Origin of the sequence: Pseudomonas oryzihabitans, from assembly GCF_014522265.1 — a bacterium.
GTDB lineage: Bacteria > Pseudomonadota > Gammaproteobacteria > Pseudomonadales > Pseudomonadaceae > Chryseomonas > Chryseomonas aestiva.
The window spans coordinates 3,140,850-3,162,563 of sequence record NZ_CP017024.1 but is presented as its reverse complement, the minus strand read 5'-3'; the positions used below and the strand labels follow the sequence as shown (position 1 = coordinate 3,162,563).

Sequence of the window (21,714 nt, the reverse complement as noted above, 5' to 3'; positions counted from 1 at the left end):
TCCACCCCGGCACAAGGATGCCTCATGCCCTCCCCCTTTCGCGTCGCCCTGATCGGTTACGGCTTCGTCGGTCAGACCTTCCATGGTCCCCTGCTGGGGTCGATTCCCGGTCTTAGCCTGGAGCTGGTGGCCTCACGGGATGCCGCGCGCGTACAGGCCGACCTGCCCAAGGTGCGCGTCACCGCGGACTACCTGGCCGCGGTGCAGGATCCAGCCATCGACCTGGTGGTGATCGCCTCACCCAACCAGACCCATGCGCCCCTCGCCAGCGCCGCCCTGGCCGCCGGCAAGCACGTGGTGGTCGACAAGCCCTTTACCGTTACCCTCGCCGAAGCCAGGCAACTGGCCGCTGAAGCCGAACAGGCCGGCCGGTTGCTGTCGGTGTTCCAGAATCGCCGCTGGGACAGTGATTTTCTCGGGCTGCAGGCGGTACTCGCCAGTGGCGCCCTGGGTGAGCTGACCAGCCTGGAATCGCGCATCGAGCGCTTTCGTCCCGAGGTACGCACGCGCTGGCGCGAAGCGGCACTCCCCGGCAGTGGACTCTGGTTCGACCTCGGCCCCCACCTGCTGGATCAGGCGCTCTGCCTGTTCGGCCTGCCCGAGCGCCTACAGGCGCAGCTGGTGCGGCAGCGCGCCGGCGCCCTCACCGACGACTGGTTCCAGGTGCAACTGGACTACGGCACCCGTCAAGTGACCCTGAGAGCCGGGATGCTGGCCGCAGGCGGTGTGCCGCGCTTTCTCGCCCAGGGTACCGCGGGCAGCTGGATCAAGCAGGGAGCGGATTGCCAGGAAGACGCGCTCAAGGCCGGCGTGCGCCCCGGTGGTCCGGACTGGGGCCAGGATCCGGATTCGGGCTGGCTCATCACCGGCGATGGCGAACGCCAGGCGTTGCCGACGCCGGCGGGCGATCACCGCCGCTACTACCTCGCCCTGGTCGAGGCCCTCGCCGGGCGCGCCACCAATCCCGTCCCTCCGGCCCAGGCCTGCGCGCTGATGGCCCTGCTGGAAGCCGCCCAGCGCTCCTCGGCGGAAGGTCGAGCGCTGCTGCCCGAACTCACCGCCGCCGAACGCGCGTCCTACTGACCGGCCACCCACTGCGGACGCCGTCCCGCCAGGCGTTCGCCCAGCTGGCGCAGGGTGCGGGAGAGGCGTCGCTCGATCCATTCGTAGCTCCCCCAGGCCAGCAGCAGGATCACCGGGAGACAGACCGCCAGGGTCTGGTAGGGGCTGAAACCCCACTGCTGGTGCAGCCAGTAGTCGCCCAGCCAGAGCACGATGACGTGCACCAGATAAACCGAATAGGACCAGTCCCCCATCGCCTTGCACAGGCGCGAGCCGGCGAACCAGGGCTCGAGGATTACGCAGGCGCCCACCAGGACCGCACTGGGCACGCCCCAGGTCAGCAGGCGCCAGGGATGGTCGGCCGGAAAGGCCACCAGGCAGGTCAGGGCCGCCAGGGCCGCCGCCAGCGCCAGCGGCCGGGGTCCGCGCAGGGCGCCGCGGCGATAAAGCGCGGCCAGGCTCACGCCCAGCAGGAATTCGAAGATGATCGGATTGCGATAGAAGCTGCTGACAAAGGACTCGCGGGCCAGCACCAGGCTGACCAGGATCACCAGCAGGCTGACCACGCCGATGCGCCAGCGCTCGGCCACGCCGAAGGACAGGGCGAACAGCAGGTAGAACAGCATCTCGAAGTTGAGCGTCCAGCCCACCGGCAGGATCGGATAATGGCCGAAGCCCGCGGGGTTCTCGCTGGGAATGAAGAACAGCGAGAGCAGCAATTCACGGGCGGCGACGCCATAGATGGGCATCACGTCGCTGGCCAGATAGAGGATCAGCGCCGTCACCGCGGTGTACAGCCAATAGGCCGGGACGATACGGGCGATGCGGTGCCAGAGGAAGGTGCTGCGCCTGAGCGATCGGCCGGCGGTGGACAGGTAGATCACGAAGCCACTGAGCACGAAGAAGATATCGACCCCGACCTGTCCCCGGGTGGAGAGCAGATGACCGCCGAGGCTGTCGGCGTGGAAGTCGAAGAACACCTGCATGAAGTGATGAAAGACCACCAGCCAGGCGGCCAGGGCCCTGAGAGCCTGCAGTGAAACCAGCATTGTAGAACCTTTCCCTCCACGTCCCGCCAGGCACGACCCAGCGCCGCGCCGTCATTGTGGACGGCATGGCGGGGTCGGGTGTTCCCGGGAAAAGGCTGGATTGCGCCGGATCACAGGCTGAACGGCTCGATGCCCGACCCGTTCAGCGGCAGTTCAGGCGGCGGACCTCATTGCAGGCTGAACCGCCAGGCGCGATGGATCTTGGGATTGCGCGCGAAGTCCGGATCCAGGGTGCTGGCGCTGATCTCTTCGACGCGATAACGCTCGGCGAGGCCTGCGTCCAACTCGAACTTGCGGAAGTTGTTGGAGAAGTACAGCACGCCATTGCGACTCAGGTGGGCCATGGCCGAGTCGATCAGGGCGACGTGATCGCGCTGGACGTCGAACACCCCTTCCAGACGCTTGGAGTTGGAGAAGGTCGGCGGATCGACGAAGATCAGATCATATTCGCCACGATCGTTTTCCAGCCAGTGCAGCACATCACCCTGCTCCAGGCGATGCCGCTCGGAGAAGCCGTTGAGGGCCAGGTTGCGCCGGGCCCAGTCCAGGTAGGTTCGCGACAGGTCGACGCTGGTGGTGCTCCGCGCCCCGCCTACTGCGGCCTGCACCGTGGCGGCACCGGTGTAGCAGAACAAGTTGAGGAATCTCTTGCCCTGGGCTTCCTGGCGCAGCCGCAGGCGCAGCGGACGGTGATCGAGGAACAGACCGGTATCCAGGTAATCGGTGAGATTGACCAGCAGCTTGGCACCCGCTTCTTCCACCTGCAGGAACTCACCCTGGGCGGCCTGGCGTTCGTACTGCTTGGTACCACTCTGTCGCTCGCGCCGCTTGACCACCACCATTGACGGATCGATGTCCAGCGCCTGGGGAATGGCCGCCAGGGCATCGAGCAGACGGGCCTGGGCCTTGTCCGGATCGATGGAGCGCGGCGGCGCGTATTCCTGCACGTGCACCCGATCGCCATAGAGATCCACCGCCACTGCATACTCGGGCATGTCGGCGTCATAGAGGCGATAGCACTGCACGCCCTGGTTACGCGCCCACTTGCCGAGCTGCTTGAGATTCTTCTGCAGGCGATTGGCGAACATCTGGCCGCCCTCGCTGAGCTTGGCCGGCTCGGCCGCCTGGTCGGTGGTCGAACGCTCGCCGTTGCGGCTGCCAGTGACGAACTGACGGGTCTCGACCTCGAACATCAGCAGCTTGCAGGGCAAGGCGCCGTTCCAGAAGGCGTATTGCTTGTGGCTGCGGATGCCCATGCGCTTGCCCAGCTCGGGCGCGCCGGTGAAGACCCCCGCGCGCCAGCCAAGGCAGGCCTGACGCAGCCGCTCGCCGAGATTCTGATAGAGGTACAGCAGGCTGGCTTCATCGCCCAGGCGCTCGCCATAGGGCGGGTTGCAGATCACCAGGCCGGTCTGGCCCTTGTCCGGCCGCGGCTCGAAGCTGGCGACCTCGCCCTGGTAGACCTTGATCCACTCGGACAGCCCGGCCCGCTCGATGTTGTTGCGCGCCGGCTGGATCAGTCGCGGATCGGCTTCGTAGCCACGGATCCAGGTCGGCGCCTTGGCCAGACCCGCAGCGGCGCGGGCTTCAGCCTCCTGATGCAGCTGCTGCCAGAGCGCGGGCACGTGGCCCAGCCAGGCGGAGAAGCCCCAGCGCTCGCGGCGCAGGTTGGGGGCGATGTCCGCCGCCATCAGGCCGGCCTCGACCAGGAAGGTACCTACCCCGCACATGGGGTCGGCCAGCGCGCCGCCGGCCGCGGCCAGGGCCGGCCAGCCGGCGCGGATCAGCACCGCGGCCGCGAGGTTTTCCTTGAGCGGCGCGGCGCCCTGCTGCAGGCGATAACCACGCTGGTGCAGACTCTGACCGGAAAGATCCAGCGAGAGGATGGCCTGGCCGCGCTCCAGGTGCAGGTGGACGCGCAGATCCGGAGCGATCTTGTCCACCGTGGGCCGCTGCCCGGTGCGCTCGCGCAGGCGATCGACGATGGCGTCCTTGACCTTGAGGGCACCGAAATGGGTGTTGTCGATGCCGGCGCCCTGGCCACTGAAGCCCACCGCCAGGGTACCGTCGGGGGCCAGGTGTTCTTCCCATTCCACACCGTGCACGCCCAGGTACAGGCCCTGGGGATCTTCCACCGGGAAACGGGCCAGCACCAGCAGCACCCGGTTGGCCAGGCGCGACCAGAGGCACAGGCGGTAGGCGTCCGCGAGACTCGCCTCGCCGCGCACCGCCGCGGTCTGGCTGCGGGCTTCCTGCAGGCCGAGGCCCTGGGCCTCTTCCAGCAGCAGGGTCTCGAGCCCCTTGGGACAGGTGAGGATGAGTTGTTGCATCGCGGACATCGTTGAATCCATAGGTTAGCGCGAGGAGCTTTCTGCCTTTGGTCGGATTGACCGCCAAGGACAGCTCCTCGCGAGAAGGTTTGACTGCGTCTCAACAAGCCGCAGTGACGGCATTCCAGCGGCGGTTTATCGCCATTTCATTTCGATTTGATTACGGCTTATAGCTAAAAGGTCGTTCCCAGCCGGAGCCCCTTTGGTTAGTAATTGACCACCCGCAGCGCGAAGGTGCGGGGCGGATGTCAGGACGCCGGCTCTGGCATCCAGGCCTGCAACGGGCCATGGACAATCTGCAAGTCAACCTACGAGGGCACTACCCTATGAGAAGACTCAAGCGTGATCCAATGGAACGAGCTTTCCAGCGTGGTTATCAGCACGGCATTGTGGGCAAATCGCGGGACCTCTGCCCCTTCACCCAGGACGCCGTCCGGCAGGCCTGGCTCAATGGCTGGCGTGAGGGCCGTAGCGACCAATGGGACGGCTACGTAGGCACCGCCGGTCTTCAACGCATGAATCAACTTCAAGCCGCAGGCTAATTCGATTTCACTAGCGGAAGCCCCGGGCTTCCACAGCGTTCTGGCTTCTTTCCAGTCAGATCCTCTCCCGGGATCAGGGACCCGGTCCCACGGGGGCTCCCAGCGAGCCCCCTCCCCTCAGGGGCGCGCCGCGGCGATCGCATCCACGGCTTCCCGGATCAACGCCGGTCCGCGATAGATGAAGCCGCTGTAGAGCTGCACCAGACTGGCGCCCGCCGCGATCTTTTCCGCCGCATCTTCCCCGGACAGGATCCCACCCGCCGCGATGATCGGCAGTCGACCACCCAGCTCAGCGGCCAGCACCCGTACCACATGGGTACTCTTCTCCCGCACCGGAGCACCCGACAGGCCACCAGCCTCGGCGGCATAGGGCAGATTCTCCACTCCTTCCCGGCCCAGCGTGGTGTTGGTGGCGATGATGGCGTCCATCCCGGCATCGCGTATCGCCTGGGCGGTCAACACGATCTCTGCATCGGTCAGGTCCGGAGCGATCTTGATGGCGATGGGCACCCGCCGGCCGTGCCGGACCGCCAGGTCTTCCTGACGCTGGCGCAGGGCTTCCAGCAGGCTCTTGAGCGCATCGCCGAATTGCAGGCTGCGCAAGCCGGGCGTGTTGGGCGAGCTCACGTTTACCGTGATGTAGCTGGCGTGGGCATAGACCCGCTCCAGACCGATCAGGTAGTCGTCCACCGCCCGTTCCACCGGGGTACTGGCGTTCTTGCCGATGTTGATCCCCAGTACGCCCTGGAAGCGGGCAGCCTTGACCCGCTCGATCAGGGCATCCACGCCCGCATTATTGAAACCCATGCGGTTGATGATGGCGTCGGCCTGCTCAAGGCGGAACAGCCGCGGCTTGGGATTGCCCGGCTGCGGCCGAGGCGTCACGGTACCGATCTCGATGAAGCCGAAGCCCAGACCGGCAAAGCCGTCGATGGCGGCGCCGTTCTTGTCGAGTCCGGCGGCCAGACCCACCGGATTGGGAAACTCCAGACCCATGACCTGCACCGGCAGCCGGCCCGGCCGCCGACCGAGGCCCGTCAGGCCCAGCCGACCCGCGGCGCCGATCAGGTCCAACGCCAGATCATGCGATCCTTCGGGAGACATTTTGAAAAGCAGAGGACGGAGCGCGTCGTACATGGCGGACTCACAGGCAATTCGGAAAGCGCGCATTATACAGGCTTGCCACCCGCCATACGTCGCTCGCCCCGGACTCGAACGGTCACTCGCACAAAAGATCCTACCTTTCAGGAATCATTTGACGATAACGCTGTCTGTCCCACGCTAGAATCGGTCGTGCAGTTCCTATCCGCCCCGGAGACCTCATGAGCAACAGTGCCAACCTCCTGGGCAGCCCCTGGTCTTCACTGGCCTTGCATCTGCATCCCTCGCTGGCCAGTCGCCGCATCCAGCGTTGCCTGGAACGCCTGGCCGATGCCTTTCTCCCCCTGCCCGCGCCCAGCGCCAGTCTTTGGTGGGATGAAGGCCACCCCCTGCATCTGCTCCTTGGCCTGCCACGCGCCGCCCTGTCCGGTCCGACCCAGGAGATCAAGAGTCGCGCCCATGCCCTGCTCAGCCAGCTGGTGATCGCCGATACCCAGCAGGTCGCCGCCCTGGACCTGCGCGCCATCGAAGGCCTCTGCCAGCGGCTGGGCGACAGCGACTCTGACTTCGCGGTGCAACTGGAAGAACTGGCCGCCCTGCCTGCGGCTCGCGAGCAGGTCCGGATCATCGGCTATCGGGATTTCCAGGCAGCGCTCTATCGCACCCTGCCGAATCTCTCTGCGGAGCAGCCCTTGCGCCTGCGCCAGGCCAGTTGGCGGGGCACGCGGCTGTTCCTGGAAAACGAGGCGGCCACCACCCTCGCCCTTGCCAGCATCATCGCCTACGCCCGCATCCGCGGTATCGCCGTGGAAGTGCCGGCGCAGATTCAGTGCCTGAGCCTGGATCAGGCGGCCATCAACCGCCTGCAGGAGGCCTTCGCGGTCTATGCCCTGCCCAATGCGGTCTGGAATCACCCGGACTTCGTCCAGGTGCTGCTGGGGTTGAAGCTCGACTATGCCCGCCTGCCGCTGCCCGCACCTGGCCAGGATCTGGAGTGGTTGTTGCTACCCAATGAAGTGGCGACCACCCGCGTCCTCGCCGAGATTCTCGAACGCCTGGGTGCCGCCGAGGTGATCGGCTATCTGCAGGCGTTCTAGGCAAGTGTCTCAGCCGGCAGCGACCGCAGGCGCGTGACGCTGCCCCGCCGCCAGGAACACCTCGAAGGCCAGGCGCTGACCGGCCAGCATCGCCGGATGCAACTGCGCGTCGCTGCCCGCCTCGTCCAGTCGCTGCAGGAATCCCGGCCAGGCACCGGTGGGCGGCACATGTCCCAGATAGGCCCGGGCGTCGCGCACCGCTTCATCCGGACTCTCGCCGGCATGACGATCCAGCAGTCGCGAGCCCAATCGGGAACCCTCCAGCACATAGGCCACCCCCCAGCATTCCCCTTCGTCGAGCAGGCGCTCGAGGACGACGGGTTCGGGCCTGTCGGCGGCCAGACGCTGCAGATCCTCCGCCAGCACCCCGCGGCGGCGACGCTCTGCCCAGTCGGGCAACAGCCGCTGGATGCCGGAGCGCTCCAGCAACTCTTCGAGGCCGATCAGGGCCTGGGCATGGGCCTGAAGGAAGGCGGTGTAATGGGGTCGCGTCTGCAATGCATAGCGGCCAAAGGTGGCATCGACCTGCTGGTGCAGGGCACCGCCCTCGGCACGCAACATTTCACGGATGGTGGACACGCAAATACCTCGTAGTGACCGCGGTTTTCAGAGCGGCGAAGGCTGGGGCTTCTCGCCACGCAGGGCGGCCTGCAGCCGTGCGGCCAGATCCGCCTCGCGAAAGGGCTTGGGCACGATGAATGACTGTTCGGGATCGAGTTCGCCCAGTTCGGCGTAGCCGGTGATGAAGACCACCGGCAACTGCGGCAACCGCTTGCGCACCTGGCGAGCCAGCTCGGCACCATTCATGCCGGGCATGGCGAAATCGGCCAGCAGCAGATCGATCTGCGGATCGCGCTCCAGGGCGCTCAGGGCGGCGAAGCCGTTGCTGGCCTCTACCACCTGATAGCCGAGATCCGCCAGCAGCGCGGCGGTCACGTTGCGCACCGCATGATCATCGTCGACCAGCAGGATGCGTCGCTCGGCGGCCTGTTCGTCCCGCCCCGGGGTCGGTAACCCGACCGGATCCACGGCATCTTCCGCCTCGGTACGCGGCAGATAGACCAGCACCGTGGTGCCGCTGCCCATCTGCGTCTCGATGCGCACGCCACCACCGGACTGCTTGGCGAAGCCGAACACCTGGGCCAGGCCCAGACCGGAGCCCTTGCCCACCTCCTTGGTGGTGAAGAAGGGTTCGAAGGCCTTGGCCAGCACCTCTTCGCTCATGCCGGTGCCGGAATCCTGCACCGCCAGCAGCACGTACTCGCCCGGCTCGGGTTCTTCCGGGCGCTGGGGTGGCTCGCTGATGGTCTGGTTGGAGGTGCTCAGCCGCAGGGTGCCGCCGACCGCCATGGCATCCCGGGCATTGATCGCCAGATTGAGGATGATGAGTTCGATCTGGGTCGGGTCGACCAGGGCATGCCAGCAATCGGCGCGCAGGTGGGTCTCGATCCAGACGCTGCCACCCATGGTGCTGCGCAGCAGTTCGAGCATGCCTTCGACGGTTTCGTTGAGCTTGACCGGCTTGGGCGCCAGACGCTGACGGCGGGAGAAGGCCAGCAGCTGGGCGGTGAGCTTGGCGCCCCGCTCGCCCGCTTCGCGGATGTTCTGCACCCGCCCCTGGGTCTTGTCGCTCGCTTCGAGGCGCGCTAGATCCCGCTCGAGGAAGCTGGCACTGCTGAGCACCACGGTGAGCAGGTTGTTGAAGTCATGGGCCACGCCGGCGGTGAGCTGACCCACGGCCTCCAGGCGCTGCATTTGCTGCAGGGTGTCTTCCACCCGCTCGCGCTCGTCGATCTGCTCGCGCAACTGGCGATTCGCCGCGGCCAGTTCTTCCATCGCCAGGACCTCCGAGGAGATGTCCCGTCCGGAGCAGTAGGTCATGCCGGCATCCGGCACCGCCGTCCAGGAAATCCAGCGATAGCTGCCGTCGCGGTGGCGGATACGATTGACGAAGCGCTGACTGGTCGCACCGGTGGCCAGCTGCTTGAGTTCGTTGTCGGTGATGAAGCGCTCGTCGGGATGCACCAGCGCCAGCAGCGAGGAATCGAGCAGCTCCACCCGCGACCAGCCCAGATTTTCTTCCCAGGCCGGGTTGAGCGCTACCAGGGTACCGTCGGGTTTGCACACCAGCAGCAGATCGCGGGTGAGATCCCAGGTCCGATCGCGCTCGCGGGTACGCTCCTCGACGCGCTCGCCGAGACTGACGTTGAGTCGTTCGAGTTTCTCCGCGGCATCGCGCTGCTGGGTGATGTCGAGCATCACGCCAAGGAAGCGGGTGCAGACGCCGGCATCGAAGAAGGGCTGGCCGCGGGTCTCGACCCAGCGCTGGGCGCCATCATCGAGGCGGATGCGGTATTCGCTGCGGTAGTCGTCGTCGCGCTCGTCGGCGCCCGCCTGGCGGACCGTATCGAGAAAGCGTTCGAGGCCATCGCTGCCGCACAGGCGGGCGAACACCTCGAGATCGACCACCGCATCGGCCGGCAGGCCGAACATGGCCTTGCAGCGCTCGTCCCAGACCAGCGTACGGCTGGCCGGCAGATACTCCCACATGCCCAGCCGGGAGGCGTCCATGGCCAGGCGGGACCTGACTTCCAGGCTGTGCAGGGCCTCTTCGGCGCGGCGCCGCTCGCGGCGCTCGTGCACTACCAGCAGTGCCCGCTCGACCGCCTTGGCCAAGAGCTCCATGCTCTGCTTGAGCACATAGTCGTTGGCGCCCAGGCGCATCATCTCCACCGCGTGCACTTCACCGAAGATGCCCGAGACGAAGATGAAGGGGGTTTCCGGCGTCAGCGCCCGCGCCACGCGCAGGGCCTCGGCACCGGAGAAGCCCGGCAGGATGATGTCGGAAAGAATGATGTCGTAGGTCTGCTGGCTCAGCGCAAGGGTCAGACCGGTACGTTCATAGACGATCTTGGATTGCAGCTCGAAGCCGTGCCTTTCCAGCTCGATCAGGATCAGCTCGGCATCGAGCTTGCTGTCCTCTACCAGCAGGATCTTGATCTGTTTCGAGAGCGGCATAAACGGACGTCGGCCTTGAATCTGTTCACTCAGGGAAGCCGGATCGCGCATATCGGCCGGTCGCGGATGACTGGATGCGGATGCACTGATCTTCACTCGCTAGCGGCCAATGCGCCTGGTGACACGACGCGATCCTGGCGGCGGCTCATTGAGCACGGCCCAGAATACGCCGAGGTCGCTGATCGCGGCGACGAAATCACGAAACTCGACCGGCTTGACCACGTAGGCGTTTACGCCCAGCTCGTAGGCCTTCTCCAGATCCGGCTCTTCCCGTGATGAAGTCAGCATGACCACGGGAATACTGCACAGCTCAGGCGTCCGACGAATCAGTTCGAGCACTTCCAGGCCATCGACCTTGGGCAGTTTGAGATCCAGCAGCATCACGGCGGGATTGCCCGGCTCGCGATCGGCATGGGGTTCGCGCCTGAGCAGATAATTGACCGCTTCGGCACCGTCACGCAGGACCACGACATCGTTGGCCAGCTGGCTGCGCTCCAGAGCCACCAGGGTGAGCTCCAGATCGTGCGGATTGTCTTCGACCAGCACAATGGGTTTGAGCATGAACAGAACTACCTTTTGTGTACCGGGGACGGACGTTGTTTGGGAAGGGCGAAAAAGAAGGTAGCGCCCTCGCCGATGGCACCCTCGGCCCAGACCCGACCGTCATGACGCTCGATGATGCGTCTGACACTGGCCAGACCGATGCCGACCCCTTCGAATTCATCGGCATGGTGCAGGCGTTGGAAGACGCCGAACAGCTTGCCGACATAGTCCATGTTGAAACCGACACCGTTGTCCCGAACAAAGATGATGTCCTCGGAATCGCTCGGCAAGGTGCCGATCTCGATCACCGCCGGTTCTTCGTAGCGACTGTATTTGATGGCATTGGCCAGCAGGTTGCGCAAGGCGAGATGGACGAAGGCGGCATCGGCGATGACGACAGGCAGGGGGCCGATGTGCCACTCCACCTGCCGCTCGGCATAGTCCGGGGCCATCTCTTCGCGAATGGCTTCCACCAGGGCGGTCAGATTGACGTCGGAATAGCGGATCGCCGCCCGCCCCATCTGCGAAAAGCTCAGCAGGTTGTCGACCAGGCTGCCGGCGAAGCGCGCCGACGACCCGATGTTTTCCAGGAAGCGCCGCCCCCGGTCCGACAGCTTGCCGCCTTCGATGTCGCCCAGCAGCTCGGCATAGCCGGCGATGTGGCGCAGCGGCGCACGCAGGTCGTGGGACACGCTGTAGGAGAAGGCCGCCAGTTCCTTGTTGCTGCGTTGCAGCTCCTCGGCCAGCTCGGCCATCTCCTCGGCCTTGCGCAGGACGATCCCGCGCACCGCATTGCGCAATTCGATGGCGCTTTCCAGCTCGAGCGGCGACCAGGGTAGCGACAGGCCGCGGACCGTCTCCTGCCAGAGCACGAAACTCTGTCGGGGCGACAGGCGTCCGTCGCTGCCTTCCTGCTTGGCTGGCCGCCCGGCCCAGTTGACCACCTGCACCAGCTCGCTGCGAAACCAGATCAGATAGTGGGAATGCAATTCGGAAATGGGTACGGCAAGCACCCCGGCCGCATACTGGGCCAGCTGTGGCAGCGCGGCGATGTCCTTGGCCAGGTTGTCGGTGACGTAGTGATCCTTGACGTTGACCGACAACCACTCGACCAGGCTATCCACCACGTCGCGCGGCGGCGCCTGGCCGATCAGCTCGGTGCCGTCGGAGGAAATGATGGCGGCGCCCTGTGCCCGGGCGAAATCCAGATAGACCTGGGGCAGCTCCAGCAGTCCCTGGCAGACGCTGTCGCGGTCGGCCATGGTCGAGAGCATCTGCACCATGGCTTGACGCAGCGCCAGCCGACGATCGGATTCCGCGTGGGTCTCGGCGGCATCGATCTGCAGCGACAGCACCCGACCGAACAGCTCGCAGGCGGTCCGCGTCTGGAAGGATACCCGCTGCGGCTGGCGATCGTGACAGAGCACCAGACCCCAGAGACGGCCGCCGACCACGATGGAAACCGACATGGAGGCCAGGGTGCCCATGTTTCTCATGTACTGCAGGTGCACCGGCGACACGCTGCGCAGTTGCGCGAAGCTGAGGTCGAGCGGCTGGCCGGTCAGCGGATTGGTCTGCGGCTGCAGCGGCGACGGCTGGTAGTAGGCGTTGCCGATCACCCGGATGCGGTTGGCCAGGTACAGGCGGCGGGCCTGGGCCGGGATGTCCGAGGCGGGAAATCTCAGCCCCAGATAGCTGGGTACGCCGGGATCGCACTCCTCGGCCAGCACCTGTCCGTGACCTTCTTCGTCGAAGCGATAGATCATGGTGTGGTCGAAGCCGGAGATGCGCTTGGCTTCGCGCACCGCGAGCGTGGCGATGGCATCCACGGTTTCGGCCTGGTGCAACTGCTCGATGAACACCCGCACCATGGGATAGAGGGTATTGAGGCCGAGCCGGCTGTCCACCGGCGCCTCGAATTCGACGATCAGCACCCCACCGAAGCGATGCATGAACAGCGCGAAGGTCTGCCGCTGCGGCCCCAGGGTGACGTCGCCCTGATAGATGGGATTCTGCTCTTCCTGGGTCAGGGCCCCGAGCATGGCCGGCAGATCGCACCCCGGCAGCAATTCGCCAAGCGTGCGACCCAGTACATCCTCCACGGCGACGCCAAGGTACTCGCGCACGTTGGCGCTGGCCTGGACAATGCGCAGATCCGGCTCTTCCACGGCGAACAGGAAGCCATGTTCCTGGATACTGCCGGGAATGTGGATCGGCTCATTGGCACAATCGGCCAGAGCGTCGGGCTGCGTCTTGGAAGGTGACTCGAGCGCCAAACCGGGAACCTCGTGTGATCGGGAAGAAGCGCAGGGAAAGCGGTGCGCCGAATTGGAAACAAAGGTCATCCAGACTATCAGACCCGGGGCGGGAGGCGAAGCGAAACGGCCCGCAGCCCGGACACCCGCAGCAAGGCCGACAGGGTTCGAGGCGCGATCCGGAATCTTCTCCACCGGCGTCCGGTCGGAACTGGTTTAGCCCCAGGATCCTGCCCATGTCCCTGCGCCTCGCCCTCCCCCTGGCCGCCCTGCTGCTGAGTCCGCTCAGCCAGGCGGCGCCCGTCTATGGCGAACGTCTCGAAGGCTTCGCCTACGACTACCCGGTCAGGACCTTCAGCTTCGACTCCCAGCGACAGCCTCTGGAAATGGCCTATCTCGACGTCGCGCCGAGCGGAAAACCGAACGGGCGGACCCTGGTCCTGCTGCACGGCAAGAACTTCTGCGCCGGTACCTGGGCGCAAAGCATCCAGGTGCTGAGCGCTGCCGGCTATCGGATCGTGGCGCCGGACCAGATCGGCTTCTGCAAGTCGAGCAAACCGGCGCACTATCAATACAGCTTCCAGCAACTGGCCGCCAACACCCGCGCCCTGCTCGACCACTTGGGCGTCGCCCGGGCGACCCTGATCGGTCATTCGACCGGCGGCATGCTCGCGACCCGCTACGCCCTCCTCTATCCCGAGGCCACCGAGCAGCTGGTATTGGTCAATCCCATCGGCCTGGAAGACTGGAAGGCGCTGGGCGTGCCCTATCGCAGCGTCGACCAGTGGTATGCCCGGGAGCTCAAGACCTCGGCCGCCGCCATCCGCGACTACGAGCGCAGCACCTATTACGCCGGCCAATGGTCTCCCGCCTACGATCGCTGGGTGGACATGCTCGCGGGTCTCAACGAGGGACCGGGCAAGGAGCGGGTGGCGTGGAACTCCGCCCTGATCTACGACATGATCTACAGCCAGCCGGTGGTCTACGAATTCGAGCGGCTGCGCATGCCGACCCTGCTGCTGATCGGCCAGCGCGATACCACCGCCATCGGCAAGGATGCGGCGCCGGCCGCCCTCAAGGCGCAGCTGGGCCACTATCCCGAACTGGGCAAGGCGGCGGCGCAGCGCATTCCCCAGGCGACCCTGGTGGAATTCCCGGACCTGGGCCATGCGCCGCAGATGCAGGCACCGGAACGCTTTCACCAGGCGCTCCTGCAAGGGCTGAGCGCCCTCAAGGCACCCTCGACCCAGCCGAAACCCTGAGCTGATCCAGGCACAAAGAAGGCGGCGTTCCTAGGGGCACGCCGCCTTTTTTGTCGCTCTAGCGGATCAGGGCAGCCGCGCCAACCGCTCGCGCCTGCCCGCCACCTCAGACGCTGCTGCTGGCCAGATCCGCCAGTTCACGACTGGCGACGCTGTACATCGCATAGTCCTGACCGCTGGCATTGCGCAGATCCACCAGCAGACCGCGCCAGCGTTCCACCGCCGCCCGGTGACGCTCCAGCCATAGCGACAGCCGGGCTTCCGGATCGCTGGGCGCCTCGCTCAAGTTGAGCATGCCGATGGTGATGGTGCGTTGCTGGAGATCCACCTCGTCGCGGAACGCCTCGCGGGCCAGGGCCTGCCAGGCATTGGCGACCGGCAACTGGTTGAGCTGCTGCTGATACCAGGCCAGATCCAGCACATCACCCGCCGCGAACCAGGTGCCCGCCACCTCCAGCGGATCCTGGGCGGTGACCTCCGCGGCCTGGATCACCGGCAACAGGGTATAGATGTGGTTGGTCCCGGCGACGACCCGTGCCAGCAGTTCAGGCACGCCCGCCTCGGTGTAGGCGCGGAAGCGCTCTTCCCAGTCCTGGCGCGGTTCGCCCTGCAGCAGCTCGTCCAGCCGTACGCCCAGCGCGGCGATGCGTGGCCCGAAGAAGGCCGCCACGGCGCCCGCGTCCAGGCCACTGCGATGGCTGCGCAGGAACCAGCGGGTCGCCCGCCGCCCCAGGCGCATCAGCTCGCTCATCAGGCGCAACTGCAATTCGGCCGGCACCTGATGATCCAGGGCCTCCACCTGACGCCACCAATGCGGCAGGTGCAGCACATCGCGCATCACCACATAGGCGCGGGCGACATCGGCCGCGCTCATGCCGGTGGACTCGCACAGGCGCTGCACGAAGGTGATGCCCATGTGGTTGATCAGGTCGTTGGCGATCTGGTTGGCGACGATCTCGCGCTTGAGGCGATGGCGCGCCATCGCCTCGGGGAATTGCTCGGTCAGGCGCTGCGGGAAGGCGCCCTGCATGTCCCGGGCGAGGTATTCGTCGTCCGGCATCGAAGAGGCCAGCAACTGTTCCTTGAGGTCGATCTTGCTGTAGGAAATCAGCACCGACAGCTCGGAACGGGTCAACCCCTGCCCCTTGGCGGCGCGCTCGGCCAGCACCTCGTCGCTGGGCAGGAATTCCAGCGTACGATCCAGCTTGCCGCGACCCTCGAGATCCACGATCAGCCGCTGGTATTCGGCCAGGTGGGTCCGCGCCCGATATTCCGCCAGGGACAGGGCACCGGTCTGCATGTAGTTGTTGGCGACCACCAGCTCGCCGACCTCGTCGGTCATCTCGCCCATCAGCGTGTTGCGCTGCTTGACGGTCATGTCGCCGGCGGAGACCACGTCGCCCAGCAGGATCTTGATGTTGACCTCGTGGTCGGAGCAGTCCACGCCACCGGCGTTGTCGATGAAGTCGGTGTTGCAGGCGCCGCCGTGCAGGCCGAATTCCACCCGTGCCAGCTGGCTCATGCCCAGGTTGCCACCCTCGCCGATCACCTTGGCGCGCAGGTCGCAGCCGTCCACGCGCAGACCGTCGTTGGCCTTGTCGCCGATATCGGCATGGGTTTCGAAGCTGGCCTTCACGTAGGTGCCGATGCCGCCGTTCCAGATCAGATCGACCGGTGCCTTGAGCAGCGCGTTGATCAGCTCGTTGGGCGTCAGGTGATCGGCCTGCAGATCGAAGCGCGCCTTCATCTCGGGGCTGATGGCGATACGCTTGGCACTGCGCGGGAAGATGCCGCCGCCCTGGGAGATCAGGCTGGTGTCATAGTCGGTCCAGCTCGAACGTGGCAGGTTGAACAGCCGCTCGCGCTCGACATAGCTGCGTTCGGCATCCGGATTGGGATCGATGAAGATGTGCAGGTGGTTGAAGGCCGCCACCAGCTCCAGGCTGCGCGAACGCAGCAGACCGTTGCCGAAGACGTCGCCGGCCATGTCGCCGATGCCCACCACGGTGACCGGATCGGTCTGCACATCGATGCCGCGCTCGCGGAAGTGGCGCTGCACGCTGACCCAGGCGCCCCGTGAGGTGATGCCCATCTTCTTGTGGTCATAGCCCGCCGAGCCACCGGAGGCGAAGGCGTCGTCGAGCCAGAAACCGTAGTCCTGGGCGATGCCGTTGGCGATGTCGGAGAAGGTCGCGGTGCCCTTGTCGGCCGCCACCACCAGGTAGGGATCGTCGCCGTCGTAGCGCACCACCGCAGCCGGCGGGACCACCTCGCCATCCTTGAGGTTGTCGGTGATGTCCAGCAGGCCACTGATGAAGATGCGGTAGCAGGCGATGGCTTCGGCCTGGATATCGTCACGGGAGCCACCGGTCGGCAGACGCCGCGGCACGAAGCCGCCCTTGGCACCCACGGGGACGATCACCGAGTTCTTGACCTGCTGCGCCTTGACCAGGCCCAGCACCTCGGTGCGGTAGTCTTCCTCGCGATCCGACCAGCGCAAGCCGCCGCGGGCGACGTTGCCGAATCTCAGGTGCACCCCTTCCACGCGCGGGCTGTAGACGAAGATCTCGTAGCGCGGCACCGGGCGCGGCAGCTCGGGAATGGCCTTGGGATCGAGCTTGAAGCTGAAGTAGGCCTTGGGCTTGCCGGCGGCGTCGGTCTGGAACACGTTGGTTCTCAGGGTCGCCTTGATCAGGTCCAGATAGCGCCGCAGGATGCGGTCTTCGTTGAGCACCGCCACATCGTCGAGGGCGCTGAGGATGGCCTGCTCCAGACGCTGCTGCTTGTCGTCCAGGTCCTCGCTGGTCATGCGCCGTGCCAGGTAGAACTTCATGCGGAACAGCCGCACCAGCTCCCGGGCGATGTCGACGTGGGCATTGAGGGTGGCGGCGATGTAGCCGATGTCGAAGCCGATGCGGATCTGCTTGAGATAGCGCGCATAGGCACGCAGCACCGCGACGTCCCGCCAGGGCAGCCCGGCGGTCAGTACCAGGCGGTTGAAGCTGTCGTTTTCCGCCTGGCCGTCCACCACCTGGACGAAGGCGTCCTGGAAGGTATCGTTGAGTTGCTGCAGGTCCAGCTCCAGGCCGGCCACGGTGGTGAAGGCGAAATCGTGGATCCAGTAGCGGCGGCCATTGCGATGACGCAGCTCGTAGGGGAATTCGCCGAGCACGCGCAGACCGAGATTTTCCAGGATCGGCAAGACGTCCGACAGCGCCAGGGGCGTATCGGCGTGGTAGAGCTTGCAGTGCAGGATGTTGTCGCCGGCCTGGGTCAGCGGCTGGTAGAAGCCCATGGCCAGACGGCGATCGTCCTTCAGGTCCAGCAGGTGACGCATGTCCACCACGGCCAGGTGTGGCGCGAAGCGCTCGCGATAGCCGGCCGGGAAGCCCAGCGGATAGTCGGCCAGGATGGAGGTGCCCTGGGCTTCGCCGAAGCTGTCCACCATCAGGCTGGCGAAGTCGTCCTTCCAGCTGCGACAGGCCTGCACCATCTCCTGCTCCAGGCGCGCCGGATCGACGTCCTGCGGCTGCAGCGGATCGACCCTCAGGATGAACTGCACCCGCGCCAGCACGGATTCGGAGAAGAAGGTCCAGAATTCGCAGTCAGTGCCATGCAGGCGATCCATGAGGATCTGCTGCATGCGCTGGCGCACTTCGGTGGAGTAGATGTCGCGCGGCACATAGGCCAGGCAGTAAAAGAACTGACCATAGGGATCGCGGCGCAGGAAGACGCGGACCTTGCTGCGTTCCTGGATCTGCACGATGGCCATGGCCGTGCTGAACAGATCGTCCACCGGGGTCTGGAACAGATCGTCCCGCGGCAGGCCTTCGAGGACCTGGGCCAGTTCCTTGCCGAGGTGGGCGCTGCTGTCGAAGTCGGCGCGGCGACGCACCTCGTCGACCTTGCGGCGGATATAGGGAATCTCCCGCACGCTGTCGTTGTAGACGCTGGAGGTATAGAGGCCCATGAAGCGGTGCTCGCGCACCACCCGGCCGCTGGCATCCACCTCGCGCAGGGAAACGAAATCGGGATAGGCCGGGCGATGCACCCGGCTCGGGTCGGCCGCCTTGGCGAAGGACAGCAGCACCGGCTCGCGCAGATAGCGCAGCGGATCACCGGACAGGGTGATCTCGGCGGTCTCGGGCCGGCCACGCAGGCGGCGCGACAGCCCCAGCAGGGACTCGGGCACATAGCGCTGAATCGCCGTCTCGCCATCGCCTTCGACAGTGAATTCCTCGTAGCCGAGGAAGGTGAATCTGTCGTTGCGCAGCCAGTCGAGGAAGGCCTTCACCTCGGCCAGTTCACCCTCCTCCACACCGGCCGGACGCCGATCCAGCCAGGTCAGCAGATCGGCGACCTTGGCCTTCATGGCCGCGAAGTCACCAACGGTCAACCGGACCTCGCCGAGGATCTCCTGCAGCGCCGCCTCCAGGGTGCGCAACTCGGTGGCGGCCGCACAGCGGTCGATCTCGAGGAACATCAGGGCTTCGCGGGTGACCCCTTCGCCCTGCTGGCCCTTGGGCAGCAACTCGAGCAGGCGACCCTGGGCATCCCGGCGCACGCTGAGGACACTGTTCTGCAAGGTATGGACGCTATAGCCCTGGCGGTTGAGCTCCATCCGCACCGAATCCACCAGGAAGGGGGAATCGGCGTGCAGCACCTCGACCACGGTGTGGCTCGATTGCCAGCCGTGCCGCTCGTAATCCGGATTGAAGACCTGCACCCGCGGCTCGGCCGGATCGAAGACGTCCAGCAGGCGCCAGGCCGACAGCACGCAGCCGACCAGATCGGACAGCCGACGCTGGGTGAGTTCTTCCAGCGGGACGATGCCGAAGAACTGGGCGGTGAAGCGATCCAGTTGTTCGAGGGTATCGCCTTCGACATGGGCCGCGAGGGCATTCTTGAGTTGTTGTTGGAAATCCGCTTGGCTGGCAGCGGTGAAAAACGCCATAACCGTACTCCGTCCTGAAGGTGCTGTGGGCTTCGCTCCGCAGAGGACAGGCCTCTCCCGGAGCGAGTTCCACAAGGGACGAGGCCGGACTGCACCAAAAAAGTGCAAGGATGCAGTGCCGCTAGAGTAGCCGGCAAAGCCGCCTGCGCACGTACGTCAGGGCGACAACAAGATTCAGCTGCGGAACGGATCTCAATAGTGCGGCGGCGGGGCTTCGTCCGGCATGCCGCCACCGCCTGCGCTCTGCAACTCCGCCTGGCGTTCGGCCAGCATGCGGATCTGCGCCGCGCAGCGATCCAGCGTCCGCTGCTGCTCGACGATGATGTCGTTCAGCGTCTGGATGGTGTCGTCCTGGAACGCCTGGCGCATCTCCAGATCGGCGATACGTTCTTCGAGGGTCATGCCTGTGCCTCCTGTTCGAGCAGCGCTCGCCAGCGTTCCGTAGCGGCACGACCGGCTTCCGCGGTATAGGGCTCGCGTGGCGAGTGCCCCCACACCGGGCCGGGCCAGGCCGGATCACCTTCCTGCCGCAGCAGGACATGCAGGTGCAACTGCCGGACAACGTTACCCAGGGCGCCGATGTTCAATTTGCGGTCAGGGTGAGCGTTACGCAACACCTGGGCAACAAGTGTCACCTCTCGCCACAGTTGCACCTGGTCCTGGGGTGACAGGTCGAGGACCTCGGTAACACCTTCGCGCCGCGGCACCAGCACCAGCCAGTCATAGCGGCGATCGTTCAGCAGCAATACCTGGCACAGCGTCAAGGACGTCACTTCCAGGGAATCGCCGGCGAGTCGTGGATCTATTTGGAACATCTCATCTCCTGCTAACACCAGTCAGCACTAAAAGTGTGCACGGCTTGGGGAACGTGAAACCTTTGGTGTCACAAAGGTGCAATCAACCCGCCCGAAACTGCCCGTCACCCGGGGAATGGCCTAGTGATAGACAGGTGGGCTCGGCGCTTGGGGATTTGTGCACGCTTTTTGCTATCACGATCCGGGTACGACGATCGGACGGGAACTCTTAAAGAGCTTTCTTAAGAGTCACGGTTAATCCGCTCATCACACGCAAAATTTTGATGAAGCCTATCGCCCCTCCGAGAGAGGTGCTATATGTGCCGCCATTAGAACAAACAGCCACGGCTGACACGATGGCTGACTTTCAACCCAAAGGAGCATTTCTGATGCAAGCGATGAAGTGGAGCATTCTCGCCCTGGCCGTAGCCGCAGGGACCACTCAACTGGCTTTCGCCGACCAGCAGTCCGAATCCAAGGGCTTTGTCGAAGACAGCAAGCTGACCCTGTTGAACCGCAACTACTACTTCAACCGGGATCTCAAGAACGGCGCCAACGATCGTAAAGATTGGAGCCATGGCTTCCTGATGAACTACGCATCGGGCTTCACCCAGGGCACCGTGGGTGTCGGTGTGGATGCCTTCGGCTACCTGGGCCTGAAACTGGACGGCGGCCGCGGCCACGTCGGTTCCGGCAACCTGCAGATCGACAGCGACGGTCGCAACAAGGACGAGTACTCCACCGCTGGCGCCGCAGTGAAACTGCGCGTCTCCAACACCGTCCTGAAGTACGGCAACGTGCAGCCCACCTCCCCGGTCTTCGCCGTGGGTGGCAGCCGCCTGTTCCCGCAGACCGCTACCGGCTTCATGCTGACCAGCGAAGAAATCGAGAACCTGTTCCTGGAAGCTGGCCACATCACCGCTGCGCGTGACCGCACCAACACCTACCACGACGGCAACCTGGGCTCGACCTACGCTTCTGGCATCACTTCCAGTTCCGGCGACTACCTGGGTGGCAAGTACAAGATCAACGATCAGCTAAGTGCGTCGCTGTACTATGGCCGTCTGGAAGACCTGTGGAACCAGTACTACGCCAACGTCAACTTCGTGCAGCCGCTGGCGGCCAACCAGGCGCTGACCTTCGACTTCAACTACTACCACACCAAAGACACCGGCAGCGCCAAGCTGGGCGACTTCTCCAACAACGCCTACTCGCTGGCCGCCGCCTACAGCATCGATGCCCACACCTTCACTCTGGCCTACCAGGGTGTGAGCAGCGATGCGCCGTTCGACTACGTCGGCGTCGGTGGCAAAGGTGCCAACACTGGTAACGGTGGCGACAGTATCTTCCTGGCCAACTCCATCCAGTACTCCGACTTCAACGCCTCCGGCGAGAAGTCCTGGCAGGCGCGCTACGACCTGAACATGGCGACCCTGGGCGTGCCTGGCCTGAGCTTCATGGCCCGTTACATCTACGGCCATGACATCGACGCACCCAAGGCCAGCACTCAATACGCCAACATTGGTTACCAGGACGGCGACAAAGAGCGCGAGACCAACGTCGAAGCCAAGTATGTCCTGCAGAGCGGCCCGGCCAAGGACCTGTCCTTCCGCGTCCGTCAAGCCTGGCACCGTGGCGACGCCAGCACCGGCGGCACCGTCAACGAGTTCCGCCTGATCACCGAGTACCCGCTGAACATCCTCTGAT

At 65.3% G+C, this 21,714-nt stretch carries 15 protein-coding genes; 5 read left to right on the top strand and 10 right to left on the bottom strand.

The window, feature by feature from the left end; all coding sequences use genetic code 11:
• Positions 1-24 precede the first annotated feature (24 nt).
• Positions 25-1,083 (top strand): oxidoreductase, encoded by a 1,059-nt coding sequence (locus BGI51_RS14555; RefSeq protein WP_187978781.1) that lies wholly within the window; start codon positions 25-27, stop codon positions 1,081-1,083.
• Here the strand turns inward: BGI51_RS14555 and BGI51_RS14550 are convergent.
• On the bottom strand, positions 1,077-2,111 hold the full coding sequence (locus tag BGI51_RS14550) for an acyltransferase family protein (protein WP_187978780.1): 1,035 nt from the start codon (positions 2,109-2,111) through the stop codon (positions 1,077-1,079). The genes BGI51_RS14555 and BGI51_RS14550 overlap by 7 nt on opposite strands.
• Positions 2,112-2,278: 167 nt before the next feature.
• Positions 2,279-4,450 (bottom strand): bifunctional 23S rRNA (guanine(2069)-N(7))-methyltransferase RlmK/23S rRNA (guanine(2445)-N(2))-methyltransferase RlmL, encoded by a 2,172-nt coding sequence (gene rlmKL, locus BGI51_RS14545; RefSeq protein ID WP_133859706.1) that lies wholly within the window; start codon positions 4,448-4,450, stop codon positions 2,279-2,281.
• A 317-nt stretch (positions 4,451-4,767) separates the two neighbouring features.
• Here rlmKL and rmf point away from each other — a divergent pair, with 317 nt between their 5' ends.
• Positions 4,768-4,983, top strand: coding sequence for a ribosome modulation factor (gene rmf / locus BGI51_RS14540; RefSeq protein ID WP_059232223.1), 216 nt, complete (start codon positions 4,768-4,770; stop codon positions 4,981-4,983).
• Between the two features lie 117 nt (positions 4,984-5,100).
• Here the strand turns inward: rmf and BGI51_RS14535 are convergent, their stop codons facing one another.
• Positions 5,101-6,120 (bottom strand): quinone-dependent dihydroorotate dehydrogenase, encoded by a 1,020-nt coding sequence (locus tag BGI51_RS14535; RefSeq protein WP_187978779.1) that lies wholly within the window; start codon positions 6,118-6,120, stop codon positions 5,101-5,103.
• Between the two features lie 185 nt (positions 6,121-6,305).
• On the opposite strand from BGI51_RS14535, the gene BGI51_RS14530 reads away from it, so the two are divergent.
• Positions 6,306-7,181 (top strand): hypothetical protein, encoded by an 876-nt coding sequence (locus tag BGI51_RS14530; protein WP_187978778.1) that lies wholly within the window; start codon positions 6,306-6,308, stop codon positions 7,179-7,181.
• A gap of 9 nt (positions 7,182-7,190) precedes the next feature.
• On the opposite strand, the gene BGI51_RS14525 is transcribed toward BGI51_RS14530, so the two are convergent.
• The 4 genes from BGI51_RS14525 to BGI51_RS14510 all read right to left on the bottom strand — a co-directional run bounded on the left by BGI51_RS14525 (position 7,191) and on the right by BGI51_RS14510 (position 13,018).
• Positions 7,191-7,760 carry a biliverdin-producing heme oxygenase gene (locus tag BGI51_RS14525; RefSeq protein WP_187978777.1) on the bottom strand — a complete coding sequence of 190 codons (570 nt, stop codon included), beginning with the start codon at positions 7,758-7,760 and terminating at the stop codon, positions 7,191-7,193.
• A gap of 27 nt (positions 7,761-7,787) precedes the next feature.
• Entirely contained in the window at positions 7,788-10,199 is a 2,412-nt protein-coding gene (locus BGI51_RS14520; RefSeq protein WP_187978776.1) for a response regulator, read from the bottom strand.
• Positions 10,200-10,298: 99 nt separating this feature from the next.
• Positions 10,299-10,760: a response regulator gene (locus tag BGI51_RS14515; RefSeq protein WP_133859710.1), complete on the bottom strand. Its 462-nt coding sequence runs from the start codon at positions 10,758-10,760 to the stop codon at positions 10,299-10,301.
• A gap of 8 nt (positions 10,761-10,768) precedes the next feature.
• Complete coding sequence (locus tag BGI51_RS14510; protein WP_187978775.1) at positions 10,769-13,018, bottom strand: ATP-binding protein; 2,250 nt, start codon at positions 13,016-13,018, stop codon at positions 10,769-10,771.
• A 215-nt stretch (positions 13,019-13,233) separates the two neighbouring features.
• Between BGI51_RS14510 and BGI51_RS14505 the strand changes: the two genes are divergently transcribed.
• Positions 13,234-14,259, top strand: coding sequence for an alpha/beta fold hydrolase (locus BGI51_RS14505; protein ID WP_187978774.1), 1,026 nt, complete (start codon positions 13,234-13,236; stop codon positions 14,257-14,259).
• 106 nt (positions 14,260-14,365) lie between these two features.
• Here the strand turns inward: BGI51_RS14505 and BGI51_RS14500 are convergent, their stop codons facing one another.
• The 3 genes from BGI51_RS14500 to BGI51_RS14490 all read right to left on the bottom strand — a co-directional run bounded on the left by BGI51_RS14500 (position 14,366) and on the right by BGI51_RS14490 (position 20,028).
• On the bottom strand, positions 14,366-19,213 hold the full coding sequence (locus BGI51_RS14500; protein WP_187978773.1) for an NAD-glutamate dehydrogenase: 4,848 nt from the start codon (positions 19,211-19,213) through the stop codon (positions 14,366-14,368).
• A gap of 192 nt (positions 19,214-19,405) precedes the next feature.
• The gene (locus BGI51_RS14495; protein WP_064306679.1) at positions 19,406-19,615 is read right to left on the bottom strand and encodes a SlyX family protein; all 210 of its coding nucleotides are present in this window, start codon (positions 19,613-19,615) and stop codon (positions 19,406-19,408) included.
• Entirely contained in the window at positions 19,612-20,028 is a 417-nt protein-coding gene (locus BGI51_RS14490; protein WP_187978772.1) for an HIT domain-containing protein, read from the bottom strand. The genes BGI51_RS14495 and BGI51_RS14490 overlap by 4 nt, the downstream gene beginning before the upstream one ends.
• A gap of 368 nt (positions 20,029-20,396) precedes the next feature.
• Here BGI51_RS14490 and BGI51_RS14485 point away from each other — a divergent pair, with 368 nt between their 5' ends.
• Positions 20,397-21,713 (top strand): OprD family porin, encoded by a 1,317-nt coding sequence (locus BGI51_RS14485; protein ID WP_187978771.1) that lies wholly within the window; start codon positions 20,397-20,399, stop codon positions 21,711-21,713.
• Position 21,714: the final 1 nt, after the last annotated feature.

Bases quoted from the DNA above. Each gene is read 5' to 3' on its own strand.
- BGI51_RS14555 (WP_187978781.1), top strand. From the start codon at position 25: ATGCCCTCCCCCTTTCGCGTCGCCCTGATCGGTTACGGCTTCGTCGGT.
- BGI51_RS14550 (WP_187978780.1), bottom strand. From the start codon at position 2,111: ATGCTGGTTTCACTGCAGGCTCTCAGGGCCCTGGCCGCCTGGCTGGTG.
- rlmKL (WP_133859706.1), bottom strand. From the start codon at position 4,450: ATGTCCGCGATGCAACAACTCATCCTCACCTGTCCCAAGGGGCTCGAG.
- rmf (WP_059232223.1), top strand. From the start codon at position 4,768: ATGAGAAGACTCAAGCGTGATCCAATGGAACGAGCTTTCCAGCGTGGT.
- BGI51_RS14535 (WP_187978779.1), bottom strand. From the start codon at position 6,120: ATGTACGACGCGCTCCGTCCTCTGCTTTTCAAAATGTCTCCCGAAGGA.
- BGI51_RS14530 (WP_187978778.1), top strand. From the start codon at position 6,306: ATGAGCAACAGTGCCAACCTCCTGGGCAGCCCCTGGTCTTCACTGGCC.
- BGI51_RS14520 (WP_187978776.1), bottom strand. From the start codon at position 10,199: ATGCCGCTCTCGAAACAGATCAAGATCCTGCTGGTAGAGGACAGCAAG.
- BGI51_RS14515 (WP_133859710.1), bottom strand. From the start codon at position 10,760: ATGCTCAAACCCATTGTGCTGGTCGAAGACAATCCGCACGATCTGGAG.
- BGI51_RS14505 (WP_187978774.1), top strand. From the start codon at position 13,234: ATGTCCCTGCGCCTCGCCCTCCCCCTGGCCGCCCTGCTGCTGAGTCCG.
- BGI51_RS14500 (WP_187978773.1), bottom strand. From the start codon at position 19,213: ATGGCGTTTTTCACCGCTGCCAGCCAAGCGGATTTCCAACAACAACTC.
- BGI51_RS14495 (WP_064306679.1), bottom strand. From the start codon at position 19,615: ATGACCCTCGAAGAACGTATCGCCGATCTGGAGATGCGCCAGGCGTTC.
- BGI51_RS14490 (WP_187978772.1), bottom strand. From the start codon at position 20,028: ATGTTCCAAATAGATCCACGACTCGCCGGCGATTCCCTGGAAGTGACG.
- BGI51_RS14485 (WP_187978771.1), top strand. From the start codon at position 20,397: ATGCAAGCGATGAAGTGGAGCATTCTCGCCCTGGCCGTAGCCGCAGGG.